28 protein-coding genes are annotated in these 26,893 nt (G+C 39.4%); all 28 read left to right on the plus strand.

Annotation, left to right across the window (positions count from 1 at the left end; translation table 11 throughout):
* The 28 genes from asp1 (at position 1) to T375_RS00590 (ending at position 26,710) form a co-directional block, all read left to right on the plus strand.
* Positions 1-1,611: an accessory Sec system protein Asp1 gene (gene asp1, locus T375_RS00460; protein WP_044933744.1), complete on the plus strand. Its 1,611-nt coding sequence runs from the start codon at positions 1-3 to the stop codon at positions 1,609-1,611.
* Positions 1,612-2,055, plus strand: a complete 444-nt coding sequence (gene asp3 / locus T375_RS00465; protein WP_044933747.1) for an accessory Sec system protein Asp3 — start codon at positions 1,612-1,614, stop codon at positions 2,053-2,055.
* Positions 2,055-4,394, plus strand: coding sequence for an accessory Sec system translocase SecA2 (gene secA2, locus T375_RS00470; RefSeq protein ID WP_242839245.1), 2,340 nt, complete (start codon positions 2,055-2,057; stop codon positions 4,392-4,394). Before asp3 ends, secA2 begins: the two co-directional genes overlap by 1 nt.
* Positions 4,395-4,418: 24 nt before the next feature.
* A complete protein-coding gene (gene gtfA, locus T375_RS00475) occupies positions 4,419-5,915 on the plus strand; it encodes an accessory Sec system glycosyltransferase GtfA (protein ID WP_044933750.1) in 1,497 nt (498 codons plus the stop codon).
* Positions 5,888-7,240, plus strand: coding sequence for an accessory Sec system glycosylation chaperone GtfB (gtfB, locus tag T375_RS00480; protein WP_044934886.1), 1,353 nt, complete (start codon positions 5,888-5,890; stop codon positions 7,238-7,240). Before gtfA ends, gtfB begins: the two co-directional genes overlap by 28 nt.
* 199 nt (positions 7,241-7,439) lie before the next feature.
* Positions 7,440-10,076, plus strand: a complete 2,637-nt coding sequence (ppdK, locus tag T375_RS00485) for a pyruvate, phosphate dikinase (protein ID WP_044933751.1) — start codon at positions 7,440-7,442, stop codon at positions 10,074-10,076.
* Positions 10,077-11,036: 960 nt separating this feature from the next.
* The gene (locus T375_RS00490) at positions 11,037-11,840 is read left to right on the plus strand and encodes a MerR family transcriptional regulator (RefSeq protein ID WP_031543276.1); all 804 of its coding nucleotides are present in this window, start codon (positions 11,037-11,039) and stop codon (positions 11,838-11,840) included.
* A 58-nt stretch (positions 11,841-11,898) separates the two neighbouring features.
* The gene (locus T375_RS00495; RefSeq protein ID WP_044933754.1) at positions 11,899-12,645 is read left to right on the plus strand and encodes a GNAT family N-acetyltransferase; all 747 of its coding nucleotides are present in this window, start codon (positions 11,899-11,901) and stop codon (positions 12,643-12,645) included.
* A gap of 299 nt (positions 12,646-12,944) precedes the next feature.
* Positions 12,945-13,121, plus strand: coding sequence for a hypothetical protein (locus T375_RS00500; RefSeq protein ID WP_176757607.1), 177 nt, complete (start codon positions 12,945-12,947; stop codon positions 13,119-13,121).
* Positions 13,114-13,737, plus strand: a complete 624-nt coding sequence (locus T375_RS00505) for a Fic/DOC family protein (RefSeq protein ID WP_026504805.1) — start codon at positions 13,114-13,116, stop codon at positions 13,735-13,737. The genes T375_RS00500 and T375_RS00505 overlap by 8 nt, the downstream gene beginning before the upstream one ends.
* 303 nt (positions 13,738-14,040) lie before the next feature.
* Positions 14,041-14,325 carry a helix-turn-helix domain-containing protein gene (locus T375_RS00510; RefSeq protein WP_330371718.1) on the plus strand — a complete coding sequence of 95 codons (285 nt, stop codon included), beginning with the start codon at positions 14,041-14,043 and terminating at the stop codon, positions 14,323-14,325.
* The gene (locus tag T375_RS00515; protein ID WP_044933757.1) at positions 14,322-14,639 is read left to right on the plus strand and encodes a hypothetical protein; all 318 of its coding nucleotides are present in this window, start codon (positions 14,322-14,324) and stop codon (positions 14,637-14,639) included. The genes T375_RS00510 and T375_RS00515 overlap by 4 nt, the downstream gene beginning before the upstream one ends.
* A gap of 138 nt (positions 14,640-14,777) precedes the next feature.
* The gene (locus tag T375_RS00520; RefSeq protein WP_044933759.1) at positions 14,778-15,398 is read left to right on the plus strand and encodes a TetR/AcrR family transcriptional regulator; all 621 of its coding nucleotides are present in this window, start codon (positions 14,778-14,780) and stop codon (positions 15,396-15,398) included.
* A 64-nt stretch (positions 15,399-15,462) separates the two neighbouring features.
* Positions 15,463-16,161, plus strand: coding sequence for a transglutaminase-like domain-containing protein (locus tag T375_RS00525; RefSeq protein WP_044933761.1), 699 nt, complete (start codon positions 15,463-15,465; stop codon positions 16,159-16,161).
* Positions 16,162-16,220: 59 nt separating this feature from the next.
* Positions 16,221-16,832 carry a class I SAM-dependent methyltransferase gene (locus T375_RS00530; RefSeq protein ID WP_242839246.1) on the plus strand — a complete coding sequence of 204 codons (612 nt, stop codon included), beginning with the start codon at positions 16,221-16,223 and terminating at the stop codon, positions 16,830-16,832.
* A gap of 363 nt (positions 16,833-17,195) precedes the next feature.
* A complete protein-coding gene (locus T375_RS13855) occupies positions 17,196-17,534 on the plus strand; it encodes a flavodoxin family protein (protein WP_330371719.1) in 339 nt (112 codons plus the stop codon).
* 39 nt (positions 17,535-17,573) lie between these two features.
* A complete protein-coding gene (locus T375_RS13860; protein WP_330371720.1) occupies positions 17,574-17,888 on the plus strand; it encodes a hypothetical protein in 315 nt (104 codons plus the stop codon).
* A 78-nt stretch (positions 17,889-17,966) separates the two neighbouring features.
* Entirely contained in the window at positions 17,967-19,265 is a 1,299-nt protein-coding gene (locus T375_RS13760) for a cyclophilin-like fold protein (protein ID WP_242839247.1), read from the plus strand.
* A gap of 72 nt (positions 19,266-19,337) precedes the next feature.
* A complete protein-coding gene (locus T375_RS00545; RefSeq protein ID WP_044933764.1) occupies positions 19,338-20,135 on the plus strand; it encodes an alpha/beta fold hydrolase in 798 nt (265 codons plus the stop codon).
* Between the two features lie 92 nt (positions 20,136-20,227).
* A complete protein-coding gene (locus tag T375_RS00550; RefSeq protein ID WP_044933766.1) occupies positions 20,228-20,638 on the plus strand; it encodes a peptide deformylase in 411 nt (136 codons plus the stop codon).
* A 52-nt stretch (positions 20,639-20,690) separates the two neighbouring features.
* Positions 20,691-20,954, plus strand: a complete 264-nt coding sequence (locus tag T375_RS00555; protein WP_044933767.1) for a hypothetical protein — start codon at positions 20,691-20,693, stop codon at positions 20,952-20,954.
* A 284-nt stretch (positions 20,955-21,238) separates the two neighbouring features.
* Complete coding sequence (locus tag T375_RS00560; protein ID WP_044933769.1) at positions 21,239-21,838, plus strand: hypothetical protein; 600 nt, start codon at positions 21,239-21,241, stop codon at positions 21,836-21,838.
* A gap of 74 nt (positions 21,839-21,912) precedes the next feature.
* The gene (locus tag T375_RS00565; protein WP_044933771.1) at positions 21,913-23,199 is read left to right on the plus strand and encodes a hypothetical protein; all 1,287 of its coding nucleotides are present in this window, start codon (positions 21,913-21,915) and stop codon (positions 23,197-23,199) included.
* A 17-nt stretch (positions 23,200-23,216) separates the two neighbouring features.
* Positions 23,217-23,801, plus strand: a complete 585-nt coding sequence (locus T375_RS00570) for a TetR/AcrR family transcriptional regulator (RefSeq protein ID WP_044933773.1) — start codon at positions 23,217-23,219, stop codon at positions 23,799-23,801.
* Positions 23,802-23,978: 177 nt separating this feature from the next.
* Positions 23,979-24,992, plus strand: coding sequence for an NAD-dependent epimerase/dehydratase family protein (locus T375_RS00575; protein WP_044933775.1), 1,014 nt, complete (start codon positions 23,979-23,981; stop codon positions 24,990-24,992).
* Between the two features lie 30 nt (positions 24,993-25,022).
* The gene (locus T375_RS00580; RefSeq protein WP_044933777.1) at positions 25,023-25,376 is read left to right on the plus strand and encodes a hypothetical protein; all 354 of its coding nucleotides are present in this window, start codon (positions 25,023-25,025) and stop codon (positions 25,374-25,376) included.
* 105 nt (positions 25,377-25,481) lie between these two features.
* Entirely contained in the window at positions 25,482-26,030 is a 549-nt protein-coding gene (locus T375_RS00585) for a GNAT family N-acetyltransferase (RefSeq protein ID WP_044933778.1), read from the plus strand.
* A gap of 23 nt (positions 26,031-26,053) precedes the next feature.
* Positions 26,054-26,710, plus strand: a complete 657-nt coding sequence (locus T375_RS00590; RefSeq protein WP_044933780.1) for a hypothetical protein — start codon at positions 26,054-26,056, stop codon at positions 26,708-26,710.
* Positions 26,711-26,893: the final 183 nt, after the last annotated feature.

Below are 26,893 nucleotides of genomic sequence, written 5' to 3' on the forward strand. Positions count from 1 at the left end.
ATGCTTTATTTTATTCCAGCTTGGTATCAACAGAATGAGTGGAGAGAGTCCGAGCAGAGTTGGCACACACGAAGAATGCATACAGAGTTTGATGATACGGTAAAACAGGTTCAGATGTTTTATCGCAGTGGTATGCGTGATTTTAAGATTCTTCTTTTGAGTCATGCTCCAAACTTCAGACATTTCTTACATCGCCAGGGAGTTTTTCATGCTCCATACTGGTCTTGTTTTGATGCCATTCAGGAGGTTAAGAAAAAGAAGGCAGCGGTTTTTTCATTTCACAATCTGGATTGGCCAGAGGGAATCGAATTCGTATATACCCCATTTGTTGTAATTGCATATCTGCATAATACCAAGTACGCCCAGATAGATTTTGGCGAAGCAGGCAACCCTATTCAGGTTAGTATGTACAAGAAAGAGGTGCTTAGCCGTCGTAACATCTACGATGACCGAGGTTTCGTTTCATCTACGGAGGTTTATGATAATGGACGCATGCTCTACACCGATTATCTGACAGAGTCTGGTGTTACAAAGCTTCGTGTGTATGCTGAAACAGGTGCGGTGGAAATCAATGCCAGCTGCAACACCTATCAGGTTTTTAAATCTGATGACACAACAGAGACCAGGACTTTCAAAGAGACAATCTACATGAGTCTTACTGATGTAATCCTGGAAGTGCTTGAAGCACATATTGAGGATGATAATGGAGATGATGTTTTCTGTATTGCCATGCACGAGTTAAACTATCTGGCAGCACAGAACATCATAGGAAAAAAGAAATGTATTCTATCTTTCTACGGAGATAGATATCGCATAAAGGATCATTTGGATTCCAGACCACTTGTAAAAAGGGCAGGATACATCATCACGGATTCTGAGGCAACCACTCGTTATTTGAAGCGAGAGATGGAAGAAGAAATCACTAATATCACAGATATTTCTCCTTACGATTCACGTATGGATTTTGGTATCAGTGAAAAGCTGATGGTTCAAAAGGTTCTTGTACCCGTAGATGGCTTGCCGGAGGAACGTTTTAGGGAAATGATGATTGCTTTGGCCAAGTATCTGCAGATGAATGAAAATGCGGTAATCAGCATTTTTACAAGAAATGCCACCTACGATTTGCCAGAGAAGCTGCTTAATAAGATTGCAGAGATTTTGGAAGAGGCTGGTTTTGACAGACGCATGGTAATCCATGAGGAAGAGGATGACACTGCTGAAAATGAAGAAATGGAAGCTGAGGAGCAGGAAGAAATTCCTATCAGATTCTTTGTGGAGCAGTGTGTGGATGAGCTATCAGTCAGCAAGTGTATTCGTGAGCAGCGTATCATGCTTGATATGCGTCACAATCCTGATTTGTTTCTACAGATTAACTGTATCAGTTCAGCCATTCCTCAGATAGTCAGACGCGAAACTCAGTATATGCAAAATGGCTACAACGGATTTGTCATGACGGAGATTGATAGAATACCTGTTGCATTGGATTATTTCCTTGGAAGTCTTTTCAATTGGAACCAGGCAAAGGTTTATTCTTACGATATAGGACAGAAGTTTACTACAAAGCATCTTCTTGAGAAATGGAAGAGTGTAATTGCAGGTTTGGAGAAATAAATGGAAAAGGCAAGTTGGACAATCTATTGGAACGAATACAGTTCAGATACTTATCTGTATGGTTCGCAAATAGATTATAAAGCGAAGAATTACGTACATTTTGAAAATGAGCTGATGCCACCAGGAACAGTTATAAAGGAGTGGTATTCTCTGACCAACTATCAGGCACAGCGTATCGAACCATCACTTCCTATCATAGATGGTGAGAGTCATTACCGCATAAAAATCAACGTACATACACCTACAGGAGGTGGATATTTGGTGCGTTTGGTTTTCCTGGATAGATACGAAAGAGAGGCAGGAGACTTTACTGTGAGAGGAACAGAGGCAGAGTTTTCATGCCCACTTAAAACCTACAGCTACAGAATGCAGCTGATAAATGCAGGTATGACGGAATTTACATATCATTCAATTACCATTGAAGAGATTGAGGTAGAGCGATAGTGAAAACTAGAAAGCTTGTAAATAAGCTACGAAAAGAACTGAAAAAGGTAAAGGCATACAAGGAGCAGATGGAGCAGCTTACAGATCAGCAATTGTCTGGGCTCACTGCATCCTTCAAGGAGCGCTATGAGAAGGGAGAGTCCCTGGACAAGATTTTGCCAGAGGCTTTTGCTGCCATGTGCGAAGCCGACAAGCGTGTGCTGGGAATGTATCCTTTTGATGTGCAGATTATGGCAGGCGTGGCATTACATCAGGGCTATCTGGCAGAGATGAACACAGGAGAGGGCAAGACACTTACAGCCACCTTACCTATGTATCTAAATGGTCTTACAGGAGAAGGGGCAATCCTTGTTACAAACAACGAATACCTAGCTTTGCGTGATGCGGAGGAAATGGGACCAGCATATCGATTCATGGGCCTTTCTGTTATGGCAGGTGTAAAGCGTGATGAGGATGATAGATTCGAAAACGACGAAAAAAAGGAAATCTACAAAGCAGATATCGTATATACGACACACTCTGCTCTTGGTTTTGATTACCTTATCAACAATCTGGTAAAGTCTGCCAGTGATAGATTCTTACGTCCATTCAATTTCATAATTATTGATGAAGCTGATTCAGTACTTCTAGACAGTGCCAGCACACCACTTGTTATTTCTGGTGCTCCACGTGTCCAGTCCAACCTATACGAATCGGCAGATTTCTTCGTGCGTACATTGAAGGAAAATGAGGACTACGAAGTAGAAGAGAAAAACGTATGGTTCACAGAAAAGGGACTTGAATATGCAGAAGAGTACTTTGGAATCGACAATATTTTCGCTCCAGAGTATTTCGAAATATATCGCCATTTAGTATTGGCACTTCGCGCCCACAAGATTATCGAAAAGGGCACAGAGTACATGATATCTGAAAACGGTGAAGTTGCCCTTATCGACGCCAGCTCAGGACGTACCTTAAAGGGCGTAAAGCTTCGTGGTGGTCAGCATCAGGCTATTGAGTGTAAGGAGCGCTTGGAGCTTTCACAGGAAAACCGTTCCATGGCATCCATCACATATCAGAATTTCTTCTCTATGTTCCCAAAGATGTCGGGCATGAGTGGAACTATCTACGATGCAAAGGACGAGCTATATGATGTTTATGGCAAGCATGTAGTAGTTATTCCTACCAACAACCCAATTCAGCGAGTAGATTGTCCAGATTGGTATTTCAGCGATTCGAAAAAACAGTTCGAGGCTGCCATTCGTCTGGCTGTCAAAAAGCATGATACAGGCCAGCCGGTTCTTATTGTTACAACCATGATTGCAGATACTGAAATCATTTCGCATTTGCTGGTAGAAAAGGGCTTGCCACATTCAGTGCTCAATGCCAACAATGCATTCTGGGAGGCTGATATTATCAAAGAAGCTGGCCAGATGGGAGCTATGACAGTTGCCACATCCATGGCAGGACGTGGTACGGATATCAAGCTTGGACCAGGTGTAAAGGAACTGGGAGGCCTTGCAGTTATTGGTGTAGGTCGAATGCTTAACATCCGCGATGAGCGCCAGGCAAGAGGTCGTTCCGGAAGACAGGGGGATCCTGGATACAGCAGGTTCATCGTATCTTTGGAGGATGATATTGTTGAAAAGGGTACTGACCTGGAGAAGATTCAGAAATACATCGACGGAACAAAACGTATAAGCGATAGAAAAATTAAGCGAATTGTTAATAACGCTCAAAAGATAAATGAAGAGCTTGGCAGTACAAACAGAAAGACTTCAAAGGACTACGATGTAGTACTTCAATTGGAACGTAAGCTGATGTACGACACCAGAGATATGTTGCTTGACGGCGGTACTGTTGAGAAGGAACGTCTCCTTCGTATTGCAGAGGACAATGTTGATCTGTTTTTGAAGGAGAATAAGGAGTTGGATGTAACCACCCTGAATCGTTATTTGCTGGATAACATCTCCTACAGAATGGAGAAGGATTCGGGCTATCTCAATCTTAAAAACAGAAACAGAGTGAAGGCATATATCATGGCAAGAGTGGAGCAGTCACTTGAGGAAAAGAAGGCATCTATTGACTCAGAAAGTGCCATGAATGACTTCGTTAGAGTTTCAGCTTTATCTGCAATTGATGAGGCTTGGATTGAGCAGGTTGACTATTTGCAGCAGTTGCAGGCTGCGGTTTCAGGACGAAGCAGTGCTCAGCGAAATCTTATGTTTGAGTATCATGCGGAGGCTTTGGAATCATTTAGAAAAATGGAAAACTCCATCAAGCGAAATATCATCAGAAATGTATTGCTTTCGGAAGTGAGCATGGATAAAAAGAACCGATTACACATCATACTTCCATAAAAGTTTGGCAGAAAAGGGGCATATATGATTTACAACTTTAATCTAGGAATAGGATGGGCCAGCTCAGGGGTGGAGTATGCTCAAAGCTACAGAGCAAAGGTACTTCGTAACATAGGGGCTGAGGCAAAGTTTATATTTTCAGATATGTTTTCCAAGGACAATCTTATCGACATGACCAGAAATATTGGTTTTGAGGATGATGAGATTATTTGGTTATACACCTTTTTTACGGATTTTAAGCCGGGCCCTGTTACCTATACCTTGGATGATTTGAAAGGGACACTTGGAGATAAAGCTTTTTCCTACGAGCGGGATGGCAAAATAGGAAAGCTGATTTTTGAGGGGGATAATAATTTCTACAGAGTCTACTTCGTAAATACGGAGGAGGATTTCGTTCATCGTGTGGAAATGGTTTCCAGAGGTTGTTTGGTGCGCAAGGACTATTATATGTCTAAGCGTGTGTTCTCGGAATACTATGCTCCACTTGATGGCAAGGCACATCTGTATCACAGACGATTCTTCAATCAGGATGGTAGCCTTGCTTACGAGGAAATCAATGATGATGACAATGTCATGTACAAATTCCCAAATAAATTAATATGTTCAAAGGAAGAGCTTGTAGGTTATATGACAAGCAAGCTTGGGCTTACCAGCGATGATATTGTAATAATCGATAGAACCACCGGCCAGGGCCAGGCTATTCTTGAAAATGTTGGAGATGCAAAGGTTGGAATTGTCATTCACGCAGATCATTTTAGCGAAGGGGCTACGGATGATGATTATATCTTGTGGAACAATTACTATGAGTATTCCTTCTCGATGCATGATGAAATAGATTTCTACATCACTGCTACGGAAGACCAGCGAAAGCTGTTGCTGCAGCAGTTTGATAAGTACTGCGGGGCCAAGCCTAATATTGTAACCATTCCGGTGGGCGCTCTTACTGAGCTTAAATACCCAGCAGGTGAGAGAAAGCAGCATTCTTTAATTACAGCATCACGTCTTGCCACTGAAAAGCACGTTGATTGGATGATAGATGCAGTGGCAGCTGCACATGATAGGGTGCCTGATATCTCTTTAGATATCTACGGTAAAGGCGCCGCTGAAAAGGATTTGAAGGAAAAGATAAAGTCCTTGGGAGCCGATTCGTATATACGATTGATGGGACAGCATGACCTGACAGATGTATACACAAAGTACGAAGCATATCTATCAGCGTCTACTAGTGAAGGCTTTGGCCTTACACTGATGGAGGCTATTGGTTCGGGACTTCCAATCATCGGTTTTGATGTTCGTTACGGTAATCAGAATTTCATTGACCAGGGGAAGAATGGCTACAAGCTGCCTTACGCCACAGGAATGGAAAAGGGACGAAGACAGAAGGCCATGGTTGATGCAATTTGTAAATTGTTTACAGAAGAGGATTTGGAAAAGATGCATAAGCATTCTTATTCAAAGGCCAAGAAATATCTTGCAAGTGAAGTGGAGGCAAAATGGAAAAAACTAATAGAAACGACATAGTTTTGTTGTTCGACTATTTTAATATGGGTAGCCAGGATTTGCTTTTCTCATTTCAGAATGCAGATTATGAGGTGAAGGCGGTCACAATCAATGACGATGGCTTTCTGCCTGATGGTGTTGAAAATGTGTTTGAGCATTTTCTAGGAGATTTTAAGAAGGCGGAAGGCTGTCCTAAAAAGCCTCTTTACTTCAACCAGATTCAGGTACCAAAGTATTGGCAAATCAGTGGAAACAATACCAGTGGAAGCATTCATGACAAAGCGAAGGAGAGAGGTAGAATCTTTTACGCTGAGCCTAAGAATAAAAGGTTTGTTAAGGTGGTGGATTGGCTTGATGAGGACGGTAAAGTGCGAGCCAGCGACCACTATAATAAATACGGCATGCTTTACGCCAGAACTATCTTTAATAAAAAGTCACAGAAGGTAAGCAAGTCATATTTTAATGGTAATGGCCAGGAAATCATTGTTGAAAACTTTGTTACAGGAGACATCATTTTAAATATTGATGATCAGTCACTGTTCTTCAAAAGTCGCACGGAGTTTGTGGTTTACTATTTGAAATCCTTAGGGCTTGAGAATCATAGACTATTCTTTAACTCTCTATCTGTTCCATTTTTTGTTTCCAATGCGTTGCCATCTCTTTCAGATGGAAGGGAAGATATATTGTTCTGGCAGGAGGCAACACGTGATGCAATTCCTGGCAATATGCTGTTGATTTTCGACGGAAAGGCCAACAGATGTAAGAGGGTAATAGTGCAAAATCACCCATCCTATGAGCGTCTTAGAATGCTTAATGCTCCTGAGGACAAAATGGATGAGCTTGGCTATATCTATTCATTTAAGAAGAAAAACATGGGTAGACCATCTGCCCTTATTTGTACAAATACAGAAAATGTCGAAAAGCTGAAGGAACTGGTGGAGGCTTTGCCTGAGATGAAGTTCCATGTTACAGCGATTACAGAAATGTCCGCAAAGCTTTTGGCACATGAGAAATATGACAATGTGGTGATGTATCCAAATGTAAAAATGTCCACATTGGATAGACTTTTCTGGGAGTGCGATTTCTTCCTCGATATCAATCGTGAGGGAGAAATTGTTGATGCAACTAGAAAAGCATTTCTTCATAATCAGCTTATTCTGACATTTAACGAAACTGCCCACGGATTGACGTATACAGCCCGTGAAAATCGTTTTGAGGCGAAACAGTACCTCAAAATGACAGAAAGGATAAAAAGTCTATTAAAAGACGAGAATCAGCTTAAAACTGCGGTTTATAGCCAGCAGAGATACGCTTTGAATGCATCTGTAGATGATTATACATTTTAGCTAATTGAGTCAAAGTTTCAAACAACTTGCTTGTTTGATAAAAATGCACAAAAATCACTCCTGAATTTCTACTAACTGTACAACGAATTTGTTTGTATTGGTGTCTAAATTGTGTTTTAATAATAACGGACTGTTTGAAAACCCCGTTTTTTACAGACAGACAAATCAAAAGTTATATATATGTTAGGAGGATTTTGAAATGGCTAACAAATGGGTCTACATGTTTAGCGAAGGCGACATGACAATGCGTAATCTTTTAGGAGGAAAAGGTGCAAACCTTGCTGAAATGACAAGCATTGGTCTTCCAGTACCACAGGGCTTCACAATCACAACAGAAGCTTGTACACAGTACTATGAGGATGGTCGCAAGATTAATGATGAAATCATGGCTCAGGCTATGGAAGGTGTTAAGAAAATGGAGGAGATCAACGGCAAGAAGTTCGGAGATCTTAAGAATCCACTTTTAGTTTCAGTTCGTTCAGGTGCTCGTGCATCTATGCCAGGTATGATGGATACAATCCTTAACCTTGGTCTTAATGATGAAGTAGTTGCAGCTATGATCGCTGGTAACCCAGATCCAGCTTTCGAGCGTTTCGTATATGATTCATACAGACGTTTTATTCAGATGTTCTCAGATGTAGTTATGGAAGTAGGTAAGAAGTACTTCGAGCAGCTCATCGATGAGATGAAGGAGAAGAAGGGCGTTAAGTATGACGTAGACCTTACAGCAGCAGATCTTAAGGAACTTGCTGAGCAGTTCAAGGCAGAGTACAAGAATCAGCTCGGTTCTGATTTCCCTTCAGATCCAGTAGAGCAGTTAAAGCTTGCTATCGAGGCAGTATTCCGTTCATGGGATAACCCACGTGCAAACGTTTACAGAAGAGATAACGATATCCCTTATTCATGGGGTACAGCAGTTAACGTAATGCCTATGGTATTCGGTAACTTAAATAATGAATCAGGTACTGGTGTTGCATTCACTCGTGACCCAGCTACTGGTGAGAATAAGCTTATGGGTGAGTTCCTTATCAACGCACAGGGCGAGGACGTAGTTGCTGGTGTTCGTACACCAATGCCAATCGCTCAGATGGAGAAGGAATTCCCAGAGGCATACGCAGAGTTCATCAAGGTATGTGAGACTCTTGAGAATCACTACCATGATATGCAGGATATGGAGTTCACAGTAGAGAACAAGAAGCTTTACATGCTCCAGTGCCGTAACGGTAAGAGAACAGCTCCAGCTGCTCTTAAGATTGCTTGTGATCTTGTTGATGAAGGACACAAGACTCCAGAAGAGGCTGTAGCAATGATCGACCCACGTAACCTTGATACACTTCTTCACCCACAGTTCGAGGCTGCTGCTCTTAAGGCTGCAACACCTCTTGGAAAGGGTCTTGGTGCATCTCCAGGTGCTGCATGTGGTAAGGTTGTATTCACAGCTGACGATGCAGAAGCTTGGGCTGCTAGAGGAGAGAAGGTAGTTCTTGTACGTCTTGAGACTTCTCCAGAAGATATCACAGGTATGAAGGCTGCTCAGGGTATCCTTACAGTTCGTGGTGGTATGACATCACACGCTGCCGTTGTTGCTCGTGGTATGGGTACATGCTGTGTATCTGGTTGCGGCGACATCGCTATGGATGAGGAGAACAAGAAGTTCACTCTTGCAGGCACAACATTTACAGAGGGTTCTGAAATTTCTATCGATGGTACAACAGGTAACATCTACGCTGGTATCATCCCAACAGTTGATGCTACAATCGCTGGTGAGTTCGGTCGTGTAATGGCTTGGGCTGACGAATTCAGAACACTTAAGGTTAGAACAAATGCAGATACTCCAGCTGATGCTAAGAAGGCTAGAGAGCTTGGTGCAGAAGGTATCGGTCTTTGCCGTACAGAGCACATGTTCTTCGAAGCTGACAGAATCGCAGCATTCCGCGAGATGATCTGCTCAGATACAGAGGAAGAGAGAGAAGTTGCTCTTGATAAGATTCTTCCTTACCAGCAGGGAGACTTCAAGGCTCTTTACGAAGCACTTGAGGGTTGCCCAGTTACAATCAGATTCCTTGATCCACCTCTTCACGAATTCGTTCCTACAGAGGATGCTGATATCGAGAAGCTTGCAAAGGCTAAGAATAAGTCAGTAGAGGAAATCAGAAACATCTGCGAGTCACTCCACGAGTTCAACCCAATGATGGGTCACAGAGGATGCCGTCTTGCAGTTACATATCCTTCAATTGCTAAGATGCAGACAAAGGCTGTTATCCGTGCAGCACTTGAAGTACAGAAGGCTCATCCAGATTGGAATGTTAAGCCTGAAATCATGATCCCACTTGTATGTGAGGTTAAGGAGCTTAAGTATGTTAAGGACGTTGTTGTAGAGACAGCTGATGCTGAAATCGCAGCAGCAGGCGCTAAGCTTGAGTACGAAGTTGGTACAATGATTGAGATTCCACGTGCAGCTCTTACAGCTGACGAAATCGCTAAGGAAGCTGACTTCTTCTGCTTCGGTACAAACGACCTTACACAGATGACATTTGGTTTCTCTCGTGATGATGCTGGTAAGTTCTTAAATGCTTACTATGACACAAAGATCTTCGAGAACGATCCATTTGCTAAGCTTGACCAGACAGGTGTTGGTAAGCTTATGGAGACAGCTATCAAGCTTGGTAAGCCAGTAAATCCTAAGCTTCACGTAGGTATCTGCGGTGAGCACGGTGGAGATCCATCTTCAGTAGAGTTCTGCCACAAGATTGGTCTTGATTATGTATCATGCTCTCCATTCAGAGTACCAATCGCTAGACTTGCAGCAGCACAGGCAGCTATCGCTAACAAGTAATCTGAGATTACTACACTGCGTTGCATAAAATGAAATAATTGGGCTCAGCCCCTTGGCTTTTTGCCGGGGCTGGGCCTTTTTGGTTATTGTGGGCTGTTTGTTGGAGGGGACTTTTGGGGATAATTCCGGTCAAATTCTAGTTAAAATCTATAAAATGCATCCCAAATGTTGGACTTGTTGTTTTGGGATGCATGTATCTAAGTTGTAATTTTGTATTATGCATCCCAGAGGAGAATTATGTGTTGTTGGGATGCATATGATTTGAGTTGATTTTAGTGATTTTCATCCCGTAGGTGTTTTTTGATTTTTGGGGATGCATATGTATAGAGACTATTGTTAAAGTTAATGCATCCCATAGTCAATATTTTGAGTTTTGGGATGAAAAAGTATTTGGCAGTATGCATCCTGAATACGCATTATCGATATACGGGATGCATTACTGCTAAAAACTGCTTCTAGCACTGCTTGAGAAGATGCTGTGTGGCGGTTCTTGAACGCCAGATTGAAGACGTACAGTTATTATTTAATAAATACATTTTTTAACTGTATGGAAATGCCTAGTTGAAATAGTTTTGAAAGCATTATGACGATATGACAGAGCGTTGCTACTCATGATTAATATTCTGTATAGCAATTTTGTGGAAATAATACACACTAGGAGTGATTTTTTGAGACGGATACAGTTTTTTTCTGAAAGAATACAAATATAACTGTATGATTGATAAAAATATTGCAACAGGACTACTTTAATATTAGGAATATCGATTTGATATTTCGTGAAGACTAAGGATTCTGTATAATTAAAGGCAGGGAAATTAACAAATCGCAATTATTAGAGGCAAATTATATTTCAGTTTTACATTTTATGAAATTTAAAAAAAGTATATTGACTCTCACATTATGTGAGGGATTATCGTTGTAGTGAGCTCAAGAGAAAAACATCCATGGAGGTAGAAGCAAATGCTTAAAATAGGCGAATTTTCAAAACTATCCAGAGTAAGCATCAGGATGTTACGTCACTATGATGATATCGGACTTTTGAAACCGGCAGAAATAGATGATTTCACCGGGTACCGCTATTATCGCGAGGAACAGCTTTTTACCATCGGAAGGATCACATCACTCAAGGATATGGGCTTTGCCCTTGCGGATATTATCAAGATCCTTGACAGCTATGATGATAAAGAAAAGATGGATGCCTTTCTGTCAGAGAGGCAGAAGGAGCTTTCAAAGCTTTCCAAAGAAACGGAGTACAAACTGATGCTTCTGGAAACAGCCAGAAAGAGGCTGAGGAAGGAGCAGAATATGAGTTTTGATGTAATTGTAAAAACAATACCGGAGAGATATGCTGCAACTGTTCATATGGTGGTTCCTCACTATGAGGATGAAGGAATGCTCTGGAATACGATGATGAGTGAGTGCAAGAATCTTGTGCCGGCAGACCCGTGTCTTGCGGCGGCTGAGTTTCTTGATCCCGAGTACAAGGAAGAAAATGTTGAGATCATTGCGTGGATGACCGTGAGTGGTTCTTATAACGATACGGAACATGTGAAGTTTAAAAATCTTCCTGAAGTAAAAGTTGCAAGTTGTATTATTAAAGGCAGCTACGATCAGATGGGTGAGGCATATGCAACTGTGGCATCATGGATCAAAGCTAATGGATATAAAATGAATGGTCCTATGTTTAATATCTATCATGTGAGTCCTGCACAGACACAGAATCCTGATGAGTATGTAACGGAAGCTTGTTTCCCTATTGAGTAAATACTATCTATGCCAAGGAGCTTAAGTGTTCCTTGGCATATTATTGAAAGGAGCGGTCATGGAATATGTTCATGTAACAAAAGATAACCTCGAAGAGGAGCATATTTGCTGCGCGATATCAAATAATAAGGATGTTCAGGTTTCTTCTAAGAAGGCATGGCTTTCGGAGAGGTTTGATGAAGGACTTGTTTTCCTAAAGAGCGTAGAGCGCGGAAAGTGCTTTATCGAATATATCCCGGCGGAAAACGCATGGATTCCGATAGAGGCAGATGGATATATGTACATTGACTGTCTCTGGGTGTCCGGGGCTTTCAAAGGACATGGATATTCTACTGAACTACTTACTGCCTGCATTGAGGATAGTAAGGAAAAAGGAAAAAAAGGGCTTTGTATTCTTTGCGCTTCAAAGAAGAAACCGTTTCTGGCTGATCCGAAGTTTCTGAAGTACAAAGGATTTGTCGTGAGCGATGAAGCTGATAATGATATTCAGCTTTGGTATATGCCGTTCGATAAAAATGCAAAAGCTCCGGTGTTTAAGGAATGTGCAAAACATCCGCATATAGAAGAGAAGGGATATGTTCTGTACTATACGAATCAGTGCCCGTTCAATGCAAAATATGTCCCGGTTTTGGAGCAGACGGCAAAAGAAAATGGTATTGCATTCAAGGCAATACATCTTAAAAGCAAAGAAGAAGCACAGAATGCACCGACACCGATTACGAATTATGCGTTATTCCATGATGGGGAGTATGTTACAAACGAGCAAATGAACGATAAGAAATTCTTAAAACTTACAGGAAAGTGATATTCGTATTAACCGGAATACAATGTAGACCGACAAATCGGCAGTTTGTCGAGCTCTTAATTGAATAATGAACATTACAAATGGCAGTTATCGAAAGATAACTGCCATTTTTTACTTTCAAAAAAAATATATTTAAAGTTTTGAAAATGCGGCGTAAAAATTTACGTTGCATTTGCGTCGGGTTTAATAGTTTTCGCCTGTAAAAATGTATTTCTACACTAATTGAAAAGACTGCGCGGATATAAATCGAAATATATGCCGATATATGTTAAAATATAATAGAAAAGGAGGCGGATATTATGACTAATGCTGACGCATGGAATTATGCAATAGGTATGATTAAAGTAGACGGTCTAGAGCCAACTAAAGATTTTAAAGAATATATAGAAAAAGAAAAACGTGGTGAAGTAACAATGGAGGATGCAAAGCGTTTTTTAGATAAGAAATATAAGATGAAGGAGTCCACAAATGCGTGATCCTTATCTTTATGAGGACGTTCCTGTACTAAAAAATATTCTTGGTATAAAATCTCAAGAATTGCTGGATGAAGCTGAGGCTGATTATGTTGTATATCGATTAAAAGATGTAGCAATTAATCCGTTGCCGGGAGATTATCATACGGAACATTTTCTTAAGATGCATCAGGTTATCTTTCAAGATATATTTGATTGGGCGGGTTCGCCTCGAACTATTTCGATTTATAAAGAGGAAGATGTTTTAGGTGGACAATCTGTAGAGTATTCTGATCCGTTTGATATTGTTTCTGATATTCATCATGTATTGAAAGACATGAGAGAAAAAGAATGGGATGCATTTAATCATGAAGAATTAGCAAATCAATTCTGCGATTCTTTAGCGGCATTGTGGAAGATTCATCCATTTAGAGAAGGAAATACTCGAACCACAATAACTTTTTGCTGTCAATTTATTGAAGCACAAGGAATAATGATTAATCGAAAGCTTTTTGAAGAAAATGCTGGCTATGTTAGAACTGCTCTTGTTGCATACAATGCATTCTTTTCTGATGGAAGTGATTTTAGCAAAAAAGAGTATTTATATAAAATTGTTTATGATGCTCTTTCTGAGCAATAATGTGAACGTTGCAAAAAGTGTCGTAGGATAGCACACCACTACAGGCTGCAATCGCCGAGTCACGTCAGTAAGCGAGACCAGTTGTTTTTGGGGAACTTTTGAAATCTCGAAGTATGAGACAATCAGGTTGATGTAAGAGAATTACTTTTGTTGAATGACTACTTTAAAAGAGATTAAGGCTCGGAATGCCCGCATTGCAGATTACACCTGCTTTGCGGGTATTTTTTTATATTGACATATACGGAGGCCGTATATATAATAAAAGTAGAAAGATATACGGAGGCCGTACATAGGAGGTGCATTATGGCAGATTTAGATTTGAAACTTGATGGTATCGCAAATGGATTATTAATTGAACAAACTGATAAGAAAAAAGCCGATGCGGACAAGAAGAAAAGAATGTATGCAAGCGCCTTTGCGTATATTAGAAGCCAGACTGGAATGAATAAGAAGGAGTTTGCTGAATACTTTGGAATTCCTTATAGAACTTTACAGGACTGGGAGCTTGGAAATACCCAGGCTCCGGAATATGTGATCCGATTAATTGCTTATAAAGTACAGATGGAGAAGGAAAGGGGGAACCTATGATGACAGTATTATATGGTATTGGAACAGTTTTAAGATTTATTCTTAGAGTAGTATTATTGCCGGTACAGGCAGTACTTACACTTGTGATGCTTGCGATGGCATTTATAGGTAGCCTTGCATGCACTTTATTTGAAATCCTTGGAACGCTAGGCGTAATCTGTGGCTTGTATGAATTTATTAGCAGCACAGGTTCTGCTATCTCTGGATGGCAGTTTTTGATAGGCGGCATTCTTCTAGTTATTATCCCTCAAGCTTTGCTAATTTGGGGAGAAGCGGGATTATTGAATTTAAAGGATCTTTTGGCAAGAATATAGATTAATATTAATTTACTAAAAGGAGAGCAGTAAAAGCTCTCCTTTTTTCGTTCCTGCATTGACAGTATAATTTATTGAGAGTAAAATAACAGTGTTACGTAACAGTGTTATCAAAAAAGAAAAACGATGGTGTGACATATGAAAACAGATAATGGAACCAAAGAAAAACTTTTAAATAGCGCAAAAGAAGAATTCATGGAAAAGGGTTTCCAGAATGCTTCGCTTCGAAAAATATGCAGCAAAGCGGGAGTAACAACTGGTGCAGTTTATTGTTTCTTTGGAGATAAAGAAGGATTGCTTACCGGTTTAGTAGAGAATGTGTATCAAAACGTTATGCATACGATTAGCAATCATATGAAGGAAATGTCATCTGATGGCTTTGCTGCTCATATGCATGAGATTGGAGACCATGATTCTTTTGTTGAAGAGTTGGTTCACACGTTATATCAGGACTATGATGCAGTGGTACTTCTGATGTCAAAATCTGCCGGATCAAAATTTGAAAATGTGGTAGAGGATCTAATATCTCAAGTAGAATCACGACTTGGTGATTTGGCGGAAACATATGCTAAATCAGTTCAAGGTAAGAGTGTAAATTACTATATGGTTCATTGGCTATCACACTTGTCAGTAATGTCGTTTGTTCATGCTTTGACACATTTCGAAGATGAGAGTGAAGCTCTAAAATATATGAAACCTGCAATGGAACATCTAATTGTGGGCTGGAGGAATTTTATACTAGAAGATGTAGAGGCGTAGGTTAGTGTTGGACAATTATATTCGAATTAATTGGCATCCGTTTGTTTGAGAGGGTGAAGACATCATGGAAAGATACTTGAAGGAAACACGAATGATAAATTATTCAGATGAGAGTATTCAAAATCTGATCCAAAATAGAGGATGGAAAGAATTAGATACGTATGAATGCTTAAAGTCTATCTACGATTTTGTAAGGGATGAAATACTTTTTGGATACAATGTTGACGACAATATCCCAGCATCAAAAGTTCTTAGCGATGGTTATGGTCAATGCAACACAAAAGGAACGTTGTTTATGGCGTTGCTTCGCGCCTGTGGTATTCCTTGTCGAGTTCATGGATTTACTATCAATAAAGAATTGCAAAAAGGAGCAATGACAGGATTTGTTTATAAAAATGCGCCACAAAATGTTTTTCATAGTTGGGTAGAAGTGTACTTTGAAGATCATTGGTATGAGTTGGAAGCATTTATACTTGATAAGTCTTATGTAAATAAGCTTCAGAAAAGGTTTGCAGATTGTACAGGTGCATTCTGCGGATATGGTGTAGCAGTTAAGGATTTTCATAATCCTGTTTTAGATTTCAATAAGAATAATACTTACATTCAAAGTGAAGGAATTAATCAAGATTTTGGCGTATATGATTGTCCCGACAATCTGCTTGTAGAGCATCATCAGGAGATGTCACCACTTAAGGCATTTGGGTACAAGCACATTGGAAGGCATTTAATGAATCATAATGTTAAAAGGATAAGGAATAAATAGAAAATAATAATACATATGTGAAAGGCTTTGTTATGAGGACAGCGGAAGAATACAAAAATATGACAATTAAAGAATTTACCAAAGCTGCAGATGTATATGAGTCTGATCAGGCTGGTATATATGAAATATGTAAGGATGATTATCCATATATCGCAGCTGAATTAGATAAAGAAGAATATCACGATTTGTTAGACTGCGGATGTGGTACAGGTCCAATGATATCTCTTTTACATAAAATGGACTCAAAAAAACATTATACTGGATTGGATATTACTCCAAGAATGATAGAGGTAGCTAAGGCAAAGAATCTTAGCGGTGTAGATTGGGTAGTTGGGGACTGTGAAGATTTACCATTCGAGGAAAACTCCTTTGATGTAATCATTTGTTCCAATAGCTTTCATCATTATCCTAATCCACAGAATTTTTTCTATAGCGTTAAACGTGTGTTGAGACCAAATGGAAGATTGATTTTGCAGGATTATACAGCGCCAAGTATTGTGCTATGGTTTATGAATCATACAGAAATGCCAATTTCTAATCTTTTCGGTCATGGAGATGTTAAAGCATATTCATTAAATGAGATAAAGGCTTTTTGTGAAAAAGCGGGGTTATCGATTGATAATCTGGAGGCATGTAAAAAGTTTAGAATGCATTTGGTGGCGAGAAAATAAATGTAATAGTTAAAAAATGTGGGTATGACCGACATTGTCTCGTTTTGACTCGTTTTGTCTCGTCTCGACCGACATTAGCACTTTTCTTAAAGATTTAAGCGTCCACATGACCAAACCCTCAAGGTCGTGTGTGGCGTTTTTTTGTTGTCCGAAACTGGAAAGCGCGCGCCGGTGTTTCTATTAAAACTGTCAAAGAACTATTGCAACAGGGTTGCTAATATATCAGGAATATTGATTTGGTATTCCGTGACGACTAAGGATTCTGTATAATTAAAGGCAGTGAAATATACAAATCGGCAGTTTGTAAGGCTCTTATGTTAGAGAAAGAGCTCGAAAACTTCCAGTTTGTAGGAGGCATGTGATATGAAAGTTTTAATCATTAACGGTCAGAATCATCATGGGTCGACGTACCATATTGGCAAAGAGTTGGCAGACAAAATCGGCGGCGAGACAACGGAGTTTTTCCTTCCCAAAGATTTTGGAGAATTCTGTATTGGATGTACCAACTGCTTTGTAAAGGGTGAAGAGCACTGTCCACATCATGAAAAACTAAAGCCAATCGTCGAGGCTCTTGATGAGGCGGATGTTGTAATTCTAACAAGTCCTGTATACGTGATGCACGCAACCGGCTCTATGAAGGCGTTTTTGGATCATCTTGGTTATCGCTGGATGGTTCATCGTCCTGAGGAAAAGATGTTTTAAAAGCAGGGTGTTTGTATCAGTACTGCAGCCGGAGCAGGAATGAAGTCTACCAATAAGGCTATGGCAGACAGTCTTTTTAACTGGGGAATTCCGAAGATATATAAATATGGGATGGCAGTTGCTGCTACCGGTTGGGAGGAAGTTTCCGAAAAGAAACTGGCTAAGATCCATAAGGACATGGATCGACTTGCGACAGATATTAAAAACAATCATGGTAAAGTGAAGCCGGGAATGAAATTAAAAGGCTGGTTTATGATATGTCGAATGATACAAAAGAATGGATATAACCCTTTGGATATGGATTATTGGAAGCAAAAAGGTTGGACGGAGGGCAATCGTCCTTGGAAGGCTTGATGTGACATTGAAATTAGCTCAATAGGAAGAAATAGTTTGAGTTGTTCAGATGATGAATTATATATGAAGAGAGAAAAAATGAAAAAAATACTTAGAATTACTGGGAAGATTTTATTACTACTAGTTATAGTGTTGGTTTTTCTTATTGGTGGAATTTTTATCTATAACAAGATTATGCTTGTATCTGAAGAGGCGCTAATAGAGAAACCTATTGGGCAATATGTCGAGGTGGATGGTCACAAGATGAATATATACACCGAAGGCGAAGGAAAACATACACTTCTTTTCCTTTCAGGTTCTGGAACAGCTGCACCAGTTCTTGATTTTAAAAGTTTGTATTCTCTTTTGAGTAGTGATTATAGAATAGTTGTTATCGAAAAATTTGGGTATGGGTTTAGTGATGTAGTTGATAGTGAGAGATCCTTTGAAACTATTCTTAGACAAGATAGGGAAGCACTCACCAAGGCAGGAATAGAAGGCCCGTATATTCTTTGTCCACATTCTATGTCAGGAATTGAGGCAATAATGTGGGCTCAAAATTATCCGGATGAAGTGGAAGCTATTGTTGGTCTTGATATGGCACTTCCGAGAGCCTACGATAATTGGGACTGGGACAGCACGATTAAAAAGGAAAGGCTTGCAGCTTTTGCTCGTGAACTAGGAATAGTTAGGTTTTTTTATTCTGATAGTCAGCTTCCAGAAAAACTTACAGACAAAGAAAAGAAGATTTATAGGGCGCTTGCTGCAAGTAAAGCAGTAAATACTTGTATCATAAATGAGGGTTTGGCAATTCCGGATGCAGTAACAGAAATTGATAGAAAGCCCAAGCCTGATATACCAATGCTTATGTTTGTATCAGATGGACATGAAACAGGTGTTGAAAATTGGATAGAGATTCAAATTGATTATATTTCAGATCTTACAAATGCAGAAGTTATAGAACTGGATTGTGGTCATTATGTACATAATTTTAGGCAAGATATAATAGCTGAGAAACTCGTAGAATTTATTGAAGAAGATTCAGAGGAAGAGGTAGAGATGATATTACAAATTGATGGAAAAGAAATACCAGTGACCTGGGAAGATAATGCATCTGTGGATGCCTTGAGTGAACTTGCAGCTAATGGCCTAGAAATCCAGATGTCTATGTACGGTGGATTTGAGCAGGTGGGCTCCATTGGCTCAAGCATTGCCAGAGATGATAAGCAGACCACCACAAGTGCCGGTGATATCGTGCTCTATTCAGGCAATCAGATTGTTGTATTCTATGGCTCTAATTCATGGGCATACACCAAGCTTGGTAAAATCAATCTGTCTGAAGATGAGCTGACTGAGTTATTAGGTAATGGGGATGTGACATTGACATTGTCTCGATAATATGGATTTCATAATGCACAATATACACTAGGCAAACTCATCAGTATTTGTTAGGGAGAAGGTACTATAAAAATGCAAAAAAATGGATGTGTGAAAGTTGGTAATACAGTCATGTATTATGTGGCCTTCGGAGAAGGAAAAAAGAATCTTGTAGTTTTACCTGGCTTGTCAGATGGATTGTGGACGGTAAAGGGAAAGGCTATGCTTCTGGCAGGTTCCTACAAAAGGTTTTTTAAGGATTATACTGTTTACATGTTTAGTAGGAAGAATGAGATTCCAGAGGGGTATTCAATAGAAGAAATGGCAGATGATCAGGCAATAGCTATGAGGAATCTTGGGATAGACAGGGCAATGGTTATGGGGGTATCCCAGGGAGGGATGATTTCTCAATATCTGGCGGCGAAGCATTCCGAGTTAGTTGAGAAATTGATTCTCGTGGTTACTGCACCATATGCCAATGAAACAATTAAAAACGTAGTTACGAAATGGATAGAAATGACACGAAATGCTACTCATACAGAGCTGATGCTGGATACAGCGGAGAAAGTTTATACAGAGGAATTCAACGAGAAGAATAAGAAGTATTTACCATTTCTGGCTAGATTTACAAAGCCTAAGAATTATGACAGGTTTTGCAAAAACGCATATGCGATATTAAACTTCGACGCAAGACCGGTTTTATCAAAAATAAAATGTCCTACATATATTATGTCTGGCGACAGTGACAATACAGTTGGAAATGATGCTCCTTATGAGTTAAAGGCTGGGATTGAGCACAGTGAGATGCTTATCTTTGTAGGTTTGGGCCACGGATTGTTTGAAGAGGATAAGGATTTTTACAATAAAGTATTTGAGTTTTGTGAAAGATAAATTCGGGTAAATCGGCAGTTTGTAGAAAAAGGCTTAACGAATGAGAGGAGACTTCTGTCGGTTTTTCCGATAAAAGTTGTGAAGGAGTATTTATGGTAAAAAAAATAGTTAGAGATCCACTGTTTTTACAACAGAAGTCTGAGCCTGCCACAGAGGCTGACGCGCAGGTTATAGTGGATTTAATTGATACATTAAAAGCAAATTTAGATAGATGTGTGGGCATGGCTGCTAATATGATTGGCGTAAAAAAGCAAATCATAGTTGTGGCTGCAGGGCCTTTCATTTTCCCGATGGTCAATCCGGTGATTACTGCCAAGAGCGGTAAGTATGAGACAGAGGAAAGCTGCCTGTCGTTGGACGGTGAAAGACCATGCGTTAGATATAAGGAAATAGAAGTGGACTATCTTGATCAAAACTTTAAGCCTCAGCATGGCAAGTACAAAGATTTTACAGCACAGATTATACAGCATGAAATCCAGCATTTTAGCGGGGAATTAATCTAGTTATAGTAATATGATTTAAGAGGACTTTATTAAACAACAACTGGAGGATGAGATGGAAGATTTGAAAGCCGGTGAGTTAAAAATGACAGTATCATCTGTTTGCAGGAGTGAACAGGGGGATAAGTATGCGTTTGTTACATTTCAGGATGGTGTTAGGACAGCTGAAGGGAAAATTCCTGACTGTAAAATATTAAAAAATGATGGGTTTGCAGAGATTGAAGTGCAGCAGTTGGAAAGATATTTAAAAGAACACCTTACAGAGCTTAAAAAAATGGCTGCTTCCATAGATATTTTTTCTGCTTTCAAAGGTGAATAAAAGAAGCATTTATATTTATTACTAATCCTTTCAAAAATAGGGAAAAGCTTATGCTTGTTACTCGCTTTTCTCTCAGAGTGAATAGTGCCACAAAAATGACAACTAGCCATTGCTAGATGTCATTTTTTTTGTTAGACTACCCACTTTATGAGAGAAAGGATATTAAAAACATGAAAGGATTGAACTCTAATTACACTCGAGCGGGCCACCAGGCCTGTAGTATTATTTTAATCACATCATTATTATTAATATTGCATTGCTATTGCTATCTCAGAAGCTATGCCATGGAAATGGTAGAGGAAGAAGCGATAATTGTTGAAGAAGAAATAGCAATGAAAAGCACAGAAATAATCTCAGAAATTATTGAAGATGCTGGAAGCTCTATAGAAGAAGTTGAAGAAGAAATTGAGGAAGTTGAAAAAACTGTATATGAGATTCCTAGTAGCTATGTAAATCCTGTATCTGGAAACACAGTTAGCTACAAGGGTGGAAAAACCATCGAGCGTTCAAGCAAAATCACATATGGTGATTTAGGAGATATTAATGACTTAGCTGAACCTGATAGCGATGGCTTTATGAAGCTGGACGATAGATATTTGATTGCAGTCGGAAGTAGATTTGATACAGCGGCTGGTCAGTACATTGATCTTGTTCTTGAAAATGGCGTTATTATTGAATGCATAATGGGTGACGCGAAAGCAGATGTAGATACAGATTCAACAAACACATTCACATATAAATCAAGCTGCTGCAGCGAATTCATTATCGATGAAGCATCAATCCGCAACGATATTTATGAAAGAGGAAATGCTTCGCTTAAATATGAATCATGGGATTCGCCAGTTGTTAGTATAGTTGTCTACGATCAGTATTGCGAAATGTAGACAATTGAAAAATAATGGGGAAATTGGTAGCATAACAATAGAATGCAAATAAAGGGGGCTAACAGAATATTGTTATGGGGTTTAATATTGGACCAGTAAGACTGACAGAACTATACCGAAAGAAATATGATGCTTTTACAGAAAATTTGGGATTAGCTATATCTGAAGGTAAGAAAATCTCTTTCGCAGATAATGACATAACCAATCTTTTAAAGCTTCAGCATGAGCGCATCATGGATAAGGGCCTTTCGATTGATTATGAGGTTACCGATAAAGAAGAAGCAGACGAATTAGATTTGGGCCCAATGGTTCTTAGCGATTGGAAAGATGCTCACTATCAGAATTACGTTTGTCTTGAGGAATATGATGTAAAACGAACTGTGAAGCAGGATGGCAAAAAGCAATACAGCGATCGCAGACACAACACACTTCATACTGTCATTACAGATGTGACAAGCGGAATAAGAGCTGATTTGGAACCTTGTACTTGCCCCAACTGTGGCGCAGTAAGTACCATTTCTAGATTGGTGGATGGCTGTCCATATTGCAAAACCATGTACAAGATGGACGATTTGTTCCCACGTATCACCAGATATTATTTTACCGAGGACGCTGCTCCAAAGGAGCGAGAAGACACCAGGCTTCGCGGAAAGGTGTTGCTTGGCGGGTTAATTTTGGGATTCATTATCGGAGCAATCTTGAATCTGTATACCATAAACATATACGATGGGGACTATAATCTTTTTGAACATTTTGTTGTAACTATTTTTGGTATGCTGATTACTTACTCAGCCTTTTGCGTGCTGGATGTTCTAAATCTTATACGCAGGGGTATAGTTAATAATGCAGGTAAATGGGGCACGGCAGGCACACATGGCAAGTTCGAACACATGATGAAGGCCTATAGCCCAGAGTTTTCCTTCGATTATTTTTCGGGAAAGGCCTTATCCCTTATTAAGACAGCCGTGTATTCAAAAGATGAGCAGGATTTGCTTTTTTACAAGGGACCAGCTCTCGATAAAAGATTCAAAGATATTATCGACATGAACTATGGCAATGCCATGAAGCTTATTAGCTTTACGGAAAATAATGGTTCGGTGACCGTTGCCATGGATGTGTTCTTTGATACGCTGTATGCTTTTGATAACAAAATTAGATACAAGCACGAAAAATACAGAGCTGTATTTCGCAGAAGAGTAGATATTCCGTTGAACCTTCAGTTTTCAATGACACGAATATCTTGCCCAAAATGCTCTGGAAGTTTCAATGCAGTCCTCAACAAGAACTGTCCATTCTGTGGAACTGAATACGATATAGAGTCCCAGGATTGGGTATTGTTGGAACTTAGTCAATACAACTAACGAGGAGTAATTGAGCTATGAACAAAAACGAAAGCAAGTATTTCAAATCGGCAGAAAAGATGCACACTGCGCTTATTTCATTAATAGAAAAGAAAGAATTTGAGCTGATTACTGTTAAAGAGATATGTGAAGTGGCAGGGGTTAACAGATCCACATTTTATCTGCATTATGACAATACGAATGATCTTTTAAAGGAGACCATTGAGGCAGTTTATAAAGATTTCTTCAGCAGGTTTTCTGTAGAGGGGCCTAAGGAAGTTAATATTGCTGATAAGACCGATGAGGAACTGTTTTTGGTTACACCTAAATATTTGATGCCATATTTGGAATTTGTGGAGGACAATCGCAAGCTCTTTCTTATTATGTATGAAAAGAATGAGATGATGGGGGCTGAGAAAACCTACGAGAAATGGTTTACAGATATTTTTGGACCGATACTTAGCAGGTTTGGAGTATCTGAAGAAGAACAGCCATTCATCATGATATTCTATTTGAATGGTATCATAGGTTTGATTAACGAGTGGCTGGCTAGGGATTGTGCACAGTCAAAAGAGGAAATAATTAGCATAATTCAAAAGTGTATTTTGAGGCCTGCGCATTAGCAACTAAAACTAAATAAATGAAAATACAACACTTTTCATGAATCGTGTTGGGACCTTAGTCCCTGAAATCAACACTTTTCGTGGAAAGTGTTGTTCTGTTTATAGAATCTTTTTCCTATAATCACATCAAGCTCAAAGCAAGGAGCTAAAAAATGAAAGTGATGGAGGTAAAGATAAATGAGCAAGAAGATTTATTTAGTAACAGGTGCAGCAGGTTTTTTAGGCAGCACAGTATGTAGACAGCTTATTGATCGCGGCGAAAATGTAAGAGCGTTTGTATTGGCTGGAGATAAATCGGCACAATTTCTTCCAAAGGAAGTTGAAATTGTATACGGAGATCTTTGCAACAAGGATGACTTGGAAAGATTCTTTACTATTGAAGATGATGCTGAAGTAGTGGTACTTCACATTGCTAGTATTGTTACCGTAAATCCGGATTACAGCCAAAAGGTTATGGATGTAAATGTGGGCGGAACAGAAAACATAGTAGAAATGTGCAAGTCACATAAGGTATCTAAGCTGGTTTATTGCTCATCAACAGGAGCTATTCCAGAAGAGGAAAAAGGAACAATCAGAGAATGCGAAGGTTCTATTCCACTTGATCCAGAGCGAATCAAAGGATGTTATTCAATGTCAAAAGCTATGGCTACAAATGTAGTATTGAAGGCAGCAGCTGATGGATTAAACGCATGTGTAGTTCATCCTTCTGGCATCCTTGGACCAGAAGATTTTGCAATGGGCGAAACAACAAAGACACTTGTAGATATCATCAACGGTGAAATGCCTGCTGGAATAGATGGCAGCTTCAATTTATGTGATGTAAGAGATTTGGCAGACGGTGTTATTGGCGCAGCAGACAAGGGAAAGAGTGGAGAGTGTTACATTCTTGGAAATGAGCCAGTCAGCTTTAAAGATTTCACCAAGCTTGTCTCAGAGGAAAGCGGCTGCAAGCCATTGAAATTCTTTTTGCCAATTTCAGCTGCAAATTTACTTGCAAAGATGCTTGAAAAGAAGGCTAAGAAAACAGGCGAAAAGCCACTTATGACTACATTCTCTGTATACAATTTGGCAAGAAATAATCGATTTGATTCAAGTAAAGCAGCCAAGGAACTTGGCTATACAACCAGACCATACAGAGAAACAATTCGTGATGAAATCAGATGGTTAAAAGACACAGGAAAAATAGCGTAAATAATTTTGATTATGATGGAGGAAAACAAAATGAACAATTTAGACAAAGTATATGCAGAAAGTATTGCAAAGGACTATATGCCAAAGGAAACAAGCAAGGTGCGCCAGCTGAAGAAGCTTGATGACAAGGCGAAAAAGCCAGCATTTATTACAGCTTTATCGGTAGGTATAGTAGGTGCTTTGATTTTAGGAACCGGAATGTGCTTTTCTATGGGCGTGCTTGGATCTGGCATAGCAGCAATGGTATTTGGAATAATTCTTGGAATTATAGGAATTGCAATTTGCATCATTAACTATCCACTATATTTAAAACTACTAAAAAAGGGAAAGTCTATGTATGCATATGAAATTATAGAGCTAGCAAAAGAAATAACTGAAGAATAATAGTAGGAGACAACAAATTCCAGATAGTGTGAATATTTTTCTTTATTTATGAAGCCATAACATATAGAATAGAAACAATAATTAAGAGAGCAGGGGGAATAAGTCGTGGTTTTTGAAGAAAAAGAAATCATATTAAAAGATGGAAGAAAATGTAAGTTGCGTTCCATTGATAAGAGCGATGCTGCAGATATGATTGAATATTTACGCATTGTCTCTGGTGAAACTGAGTTTCTGCTTCGTTATGCAGATGAAGTGACATACACTATTGAGGACGAAGCAAAGCTTCTTGAGGGCAAGCGCAATGCTCCTAGGGAAATAATGATGGCAGCAGAAGTGGAAGGAAAGCTTGCAGGCACATGTTGCATTATGACAAAGGGAGAGATTCGCAGAATTCGTCATCGTTGTGGCTTCGCAATAGCATTGGCACAGGAGTTTTGTGATGCAGGCCTAGGCACTGAAATGATGAAGTATTCTTTATCTCTGGCTAAAGATATGGGATATGAGCAGGTTGAGTTAGGTGTGGTTGATGGCAATAACCGAGCAAAGCATCTTTATGAAAAGATGGGATTTGTTGAAATCGGCAAGACGCTAAAGGCACTGAAGTATGATGATGGTAGATATCGCGATGAGTTTACTATGGTGAAAATGCTATAGGATGCACAGGAGAAGGAGAATATATGAAAAAAGTACTGAAAGTGTTAGGGTGCGTTTTGGTTTTAATCATCTGCGTGGCTTTGATCGCACTGGGAATTACAGGCATTCGCACAAAGCTTACGCAGGATGATTATTCCAGTGTATATACAGATGAAAAATATCAGACTCCTGTGGGGGCTGAAAATGTTGAGGTAATTACCCAGGATATTTCTTGCGGATATGCTGTAATTGAAATGTTTTCAGCCTGGAATGGTGGCGACATTACAGAAGAAAGCTTGTATGACCAATATGGCAAGGTTGTCACTTCTACAGGAAATAAGTTTTGCCAGGAGATGAATAAACAGTTTCCTGAGTACAAAACAGAGATTCACAAGTATGTGAAAAACACCGAGTTCATCGACATCATGTACGATACTCTGGCATCTGGAAAGCCTGTGCCATTTGAATGGGCAGCTTTGTATGGAGACGAATGGACTTTGCATTATTCATTGATTGTCGCTGCAGATATTCAAAATGACAAAATCACTGTAGCCAATCCATACGGTTATTACGAGGAGCTTACACTGGAAGAGCTACTGGAGCGAACCAGCTTTCAGGCATATGAAAATATGCCACTGTTTATGAAGATGGGATTCGCCATTGGATTGTTTGAGAAGAATACAATTTATTCGGTTGAGTAGGTTTGGTGCTCTGTAGATTGATACATTAATGTGGATTCATAATTCGTGACTTGAGGAGAAATTTAGTTAAGTTAAAATATGAAAACCTATTTTTCACTTAAAAAGTGATTTGGCAGTTAAGTGAATATGGGAAGAATAAAAATAAACTTAAAATAAGTTAAAATATTTTAGATAAAGTTAAGT

The sequence above is a fragment of the Pseudobutyrivibrio sp. LB2011 genome (assembly GCF_000701765.1).
Taxonomy (GTDB): domain Bacteria; phylum Bacillota; class Clostridia; order Lachnospirales; family Lachnospiraceae; genus Pseudobutyrivibrio; species Pseudobutyrivibrio ruminis.

Bases quoted from the DNA above. Each gene is read 5' to 3' on its own strand.
- T375_RS00490 (WP_031543276.1), top strand. From the start codon at position 11,037: ATGCTTAAAATAGGCGAATTTTCAAAACTATCCAGAGTAAGCATCAGG.
- T375_RS00560 (WP_044933769.1), top strand. From the start codon at position 21,239: ATGGAAATGGTAGAGGAAGAAGCGATAATTGTTGAAGAAGAAATAGCA.
- T375_RS00570 (WP_044933773.1), top strand. From the start codon at position 23,217: ATGAACAAAAACGAAAGCAAGTATTTCAAATCGGCAGAAAAGATGCAC.
- asp1 (WP_044933744.1), top strand. From the start codon at position 1: ATGCTTTATTTTATTCCAGCTTGGTATCAACAGAATGAGTGGAGAGAG.
- T375_RS00555 (WP_044933767.1), top strand. From the start codon at position 20,691: ATGGAAGATTTGAAAGCCGGTGAGTTAAAAATGACAGTATCATCTGTT.
- T375_RS00565 (WP_044933771.1), top strand. From the start codon at position 21,913: ATGGGGTTTAATATTGGACCAGTAAGACTGACAGAACTATACCGAAAG.
- T375_RS00515 (WP_044933757.1), top strand. From the start codon at position 14,322: ATGATGACAGTATTATATGGTATTGGAACAGTTTTAAGATTTATTCTT.
- T375_RS00590 (WP_044933780.1), top strand. From the start codon at position 26,054: ATGAAAAAAGTACTGAAAGTGTTAGGGTGCGTTTTGGTTTTAATCATC.
- T375_RS00510 (WP_330371718.1), top strand. From the start codon at position 14,041: ATGGCAGATTTAGATTTGAAACTTGATGGTATCGCAAATGGATTATTA.
- T375_RS00505 (WP_026504805.1), top strand. From the start codon at position 13,114: ATGCGTGATCCTTATCTTTATGAGGACGTTCCTGTACTAAAAAATATT.
- T375_RS13860 (WP_330371720.1), top strand. From the start codon at position 17,574: ATGAAGTCTACCAATAAGGCTATGGCAGACAGTCTTTTTAACTGGGGA.
- gtfB (WP_044934886.1), top strand. From the start codon at position 5,888: ATGGAAAAAACTAATAGAAACGACATAGTTTTGTTGTTCGACTATTTT.
- T375_RS00495 (WP_044933754.1), top strand. From the start codon at position 11,899: ATGGAATATGTTCATGTAACAAAAGATAACCTCGAAGAGGAGCATATT.
- T375_RS00525 (WP_044933761.1), top strand. From the start codon at position 15,463: ATGGAAAGATACTTGAAGGAAACACGAATGATAAATTATTCAGATGAG.
- T375_RS00520 (WP_044933759.1), top strand. From the start codon at position 14,778: ATGAAAACAGATAATGGAACCAAAGAAAAACTTTTAAATAGCGCAAAA.
- T375_RS00580 (WP_044933777.1), top strand. From the start codon at position 25,023: ATGAACAATTTAGACAAAGTATATGCAGAAAGTATTGCAAAGGACTAT.
- T375_RS00575 (WP_044933775.1), top strand. From the start codon at position 23,979: ATGAGCAAGAAGATTTATTTAGTAACAGGTGCAGCAGGTTTTTTAGGC.
- T375_RS00530 (WP_242839246.1), top strand. From the start codon at position 16,221: ATGACAATTAAAGAATTTACCAAAGCTGCAGATGTATATGAGTCTGAT.
- T375_RS13855 (WP_330371719.1), top strand. From the start codon at position 17,196: ATGAAAGTTTTAATCATTAACGGTCAGAATCATCATGGGTCGACGTAC.
- T375_RS00550 (WP_044933766.1), top strand. From the start codon at position 20,228: ATGGTAAAAAAAATAGTTAGAGATCCACTGTTTTTACAACAGAAGTCT.
- T375_RS00545 (WP_044933764.1), top strand. From the start codon at position 19,338: ATGCAAAAAAATGGATGTGTGAAAGTTGGTAATACAGTCATGTATTAT.
- T375_RS00500 (WP_176757607.1), top strand. From the start codon at position 12,945: ATGACTAATGCTGACGCATGGAATTATGCAATAGGTATGATTAAAGTA.
- ppdK (WP_044933751.1), top strand. From the start codon at position 7,440: ATGGCTAACAAATGGGTCTACATGTTTAGCGAAGGCGACATGACAATG.
- gtfA (WP_044933750.1), top strand. From the start codon at position 4,419: ATGATTTACAACTTTAATCTAGGAATAGGATGGGCCAGCTCAGGGGTG.
- asp3 (WP_044933747.1), top strand. From the start codon at position 1,612: ATGGAAAAGGCAAGTTGGACAATCTATTGGAACGAATACAGTTCAGAT.
- T375_RS13760 (WP_242839247.1), top strand. From the start codon at position 17,967: ATGAAAAAAATACTTAGAATTACTGGGAAGATTTTATTACTACTAGTT.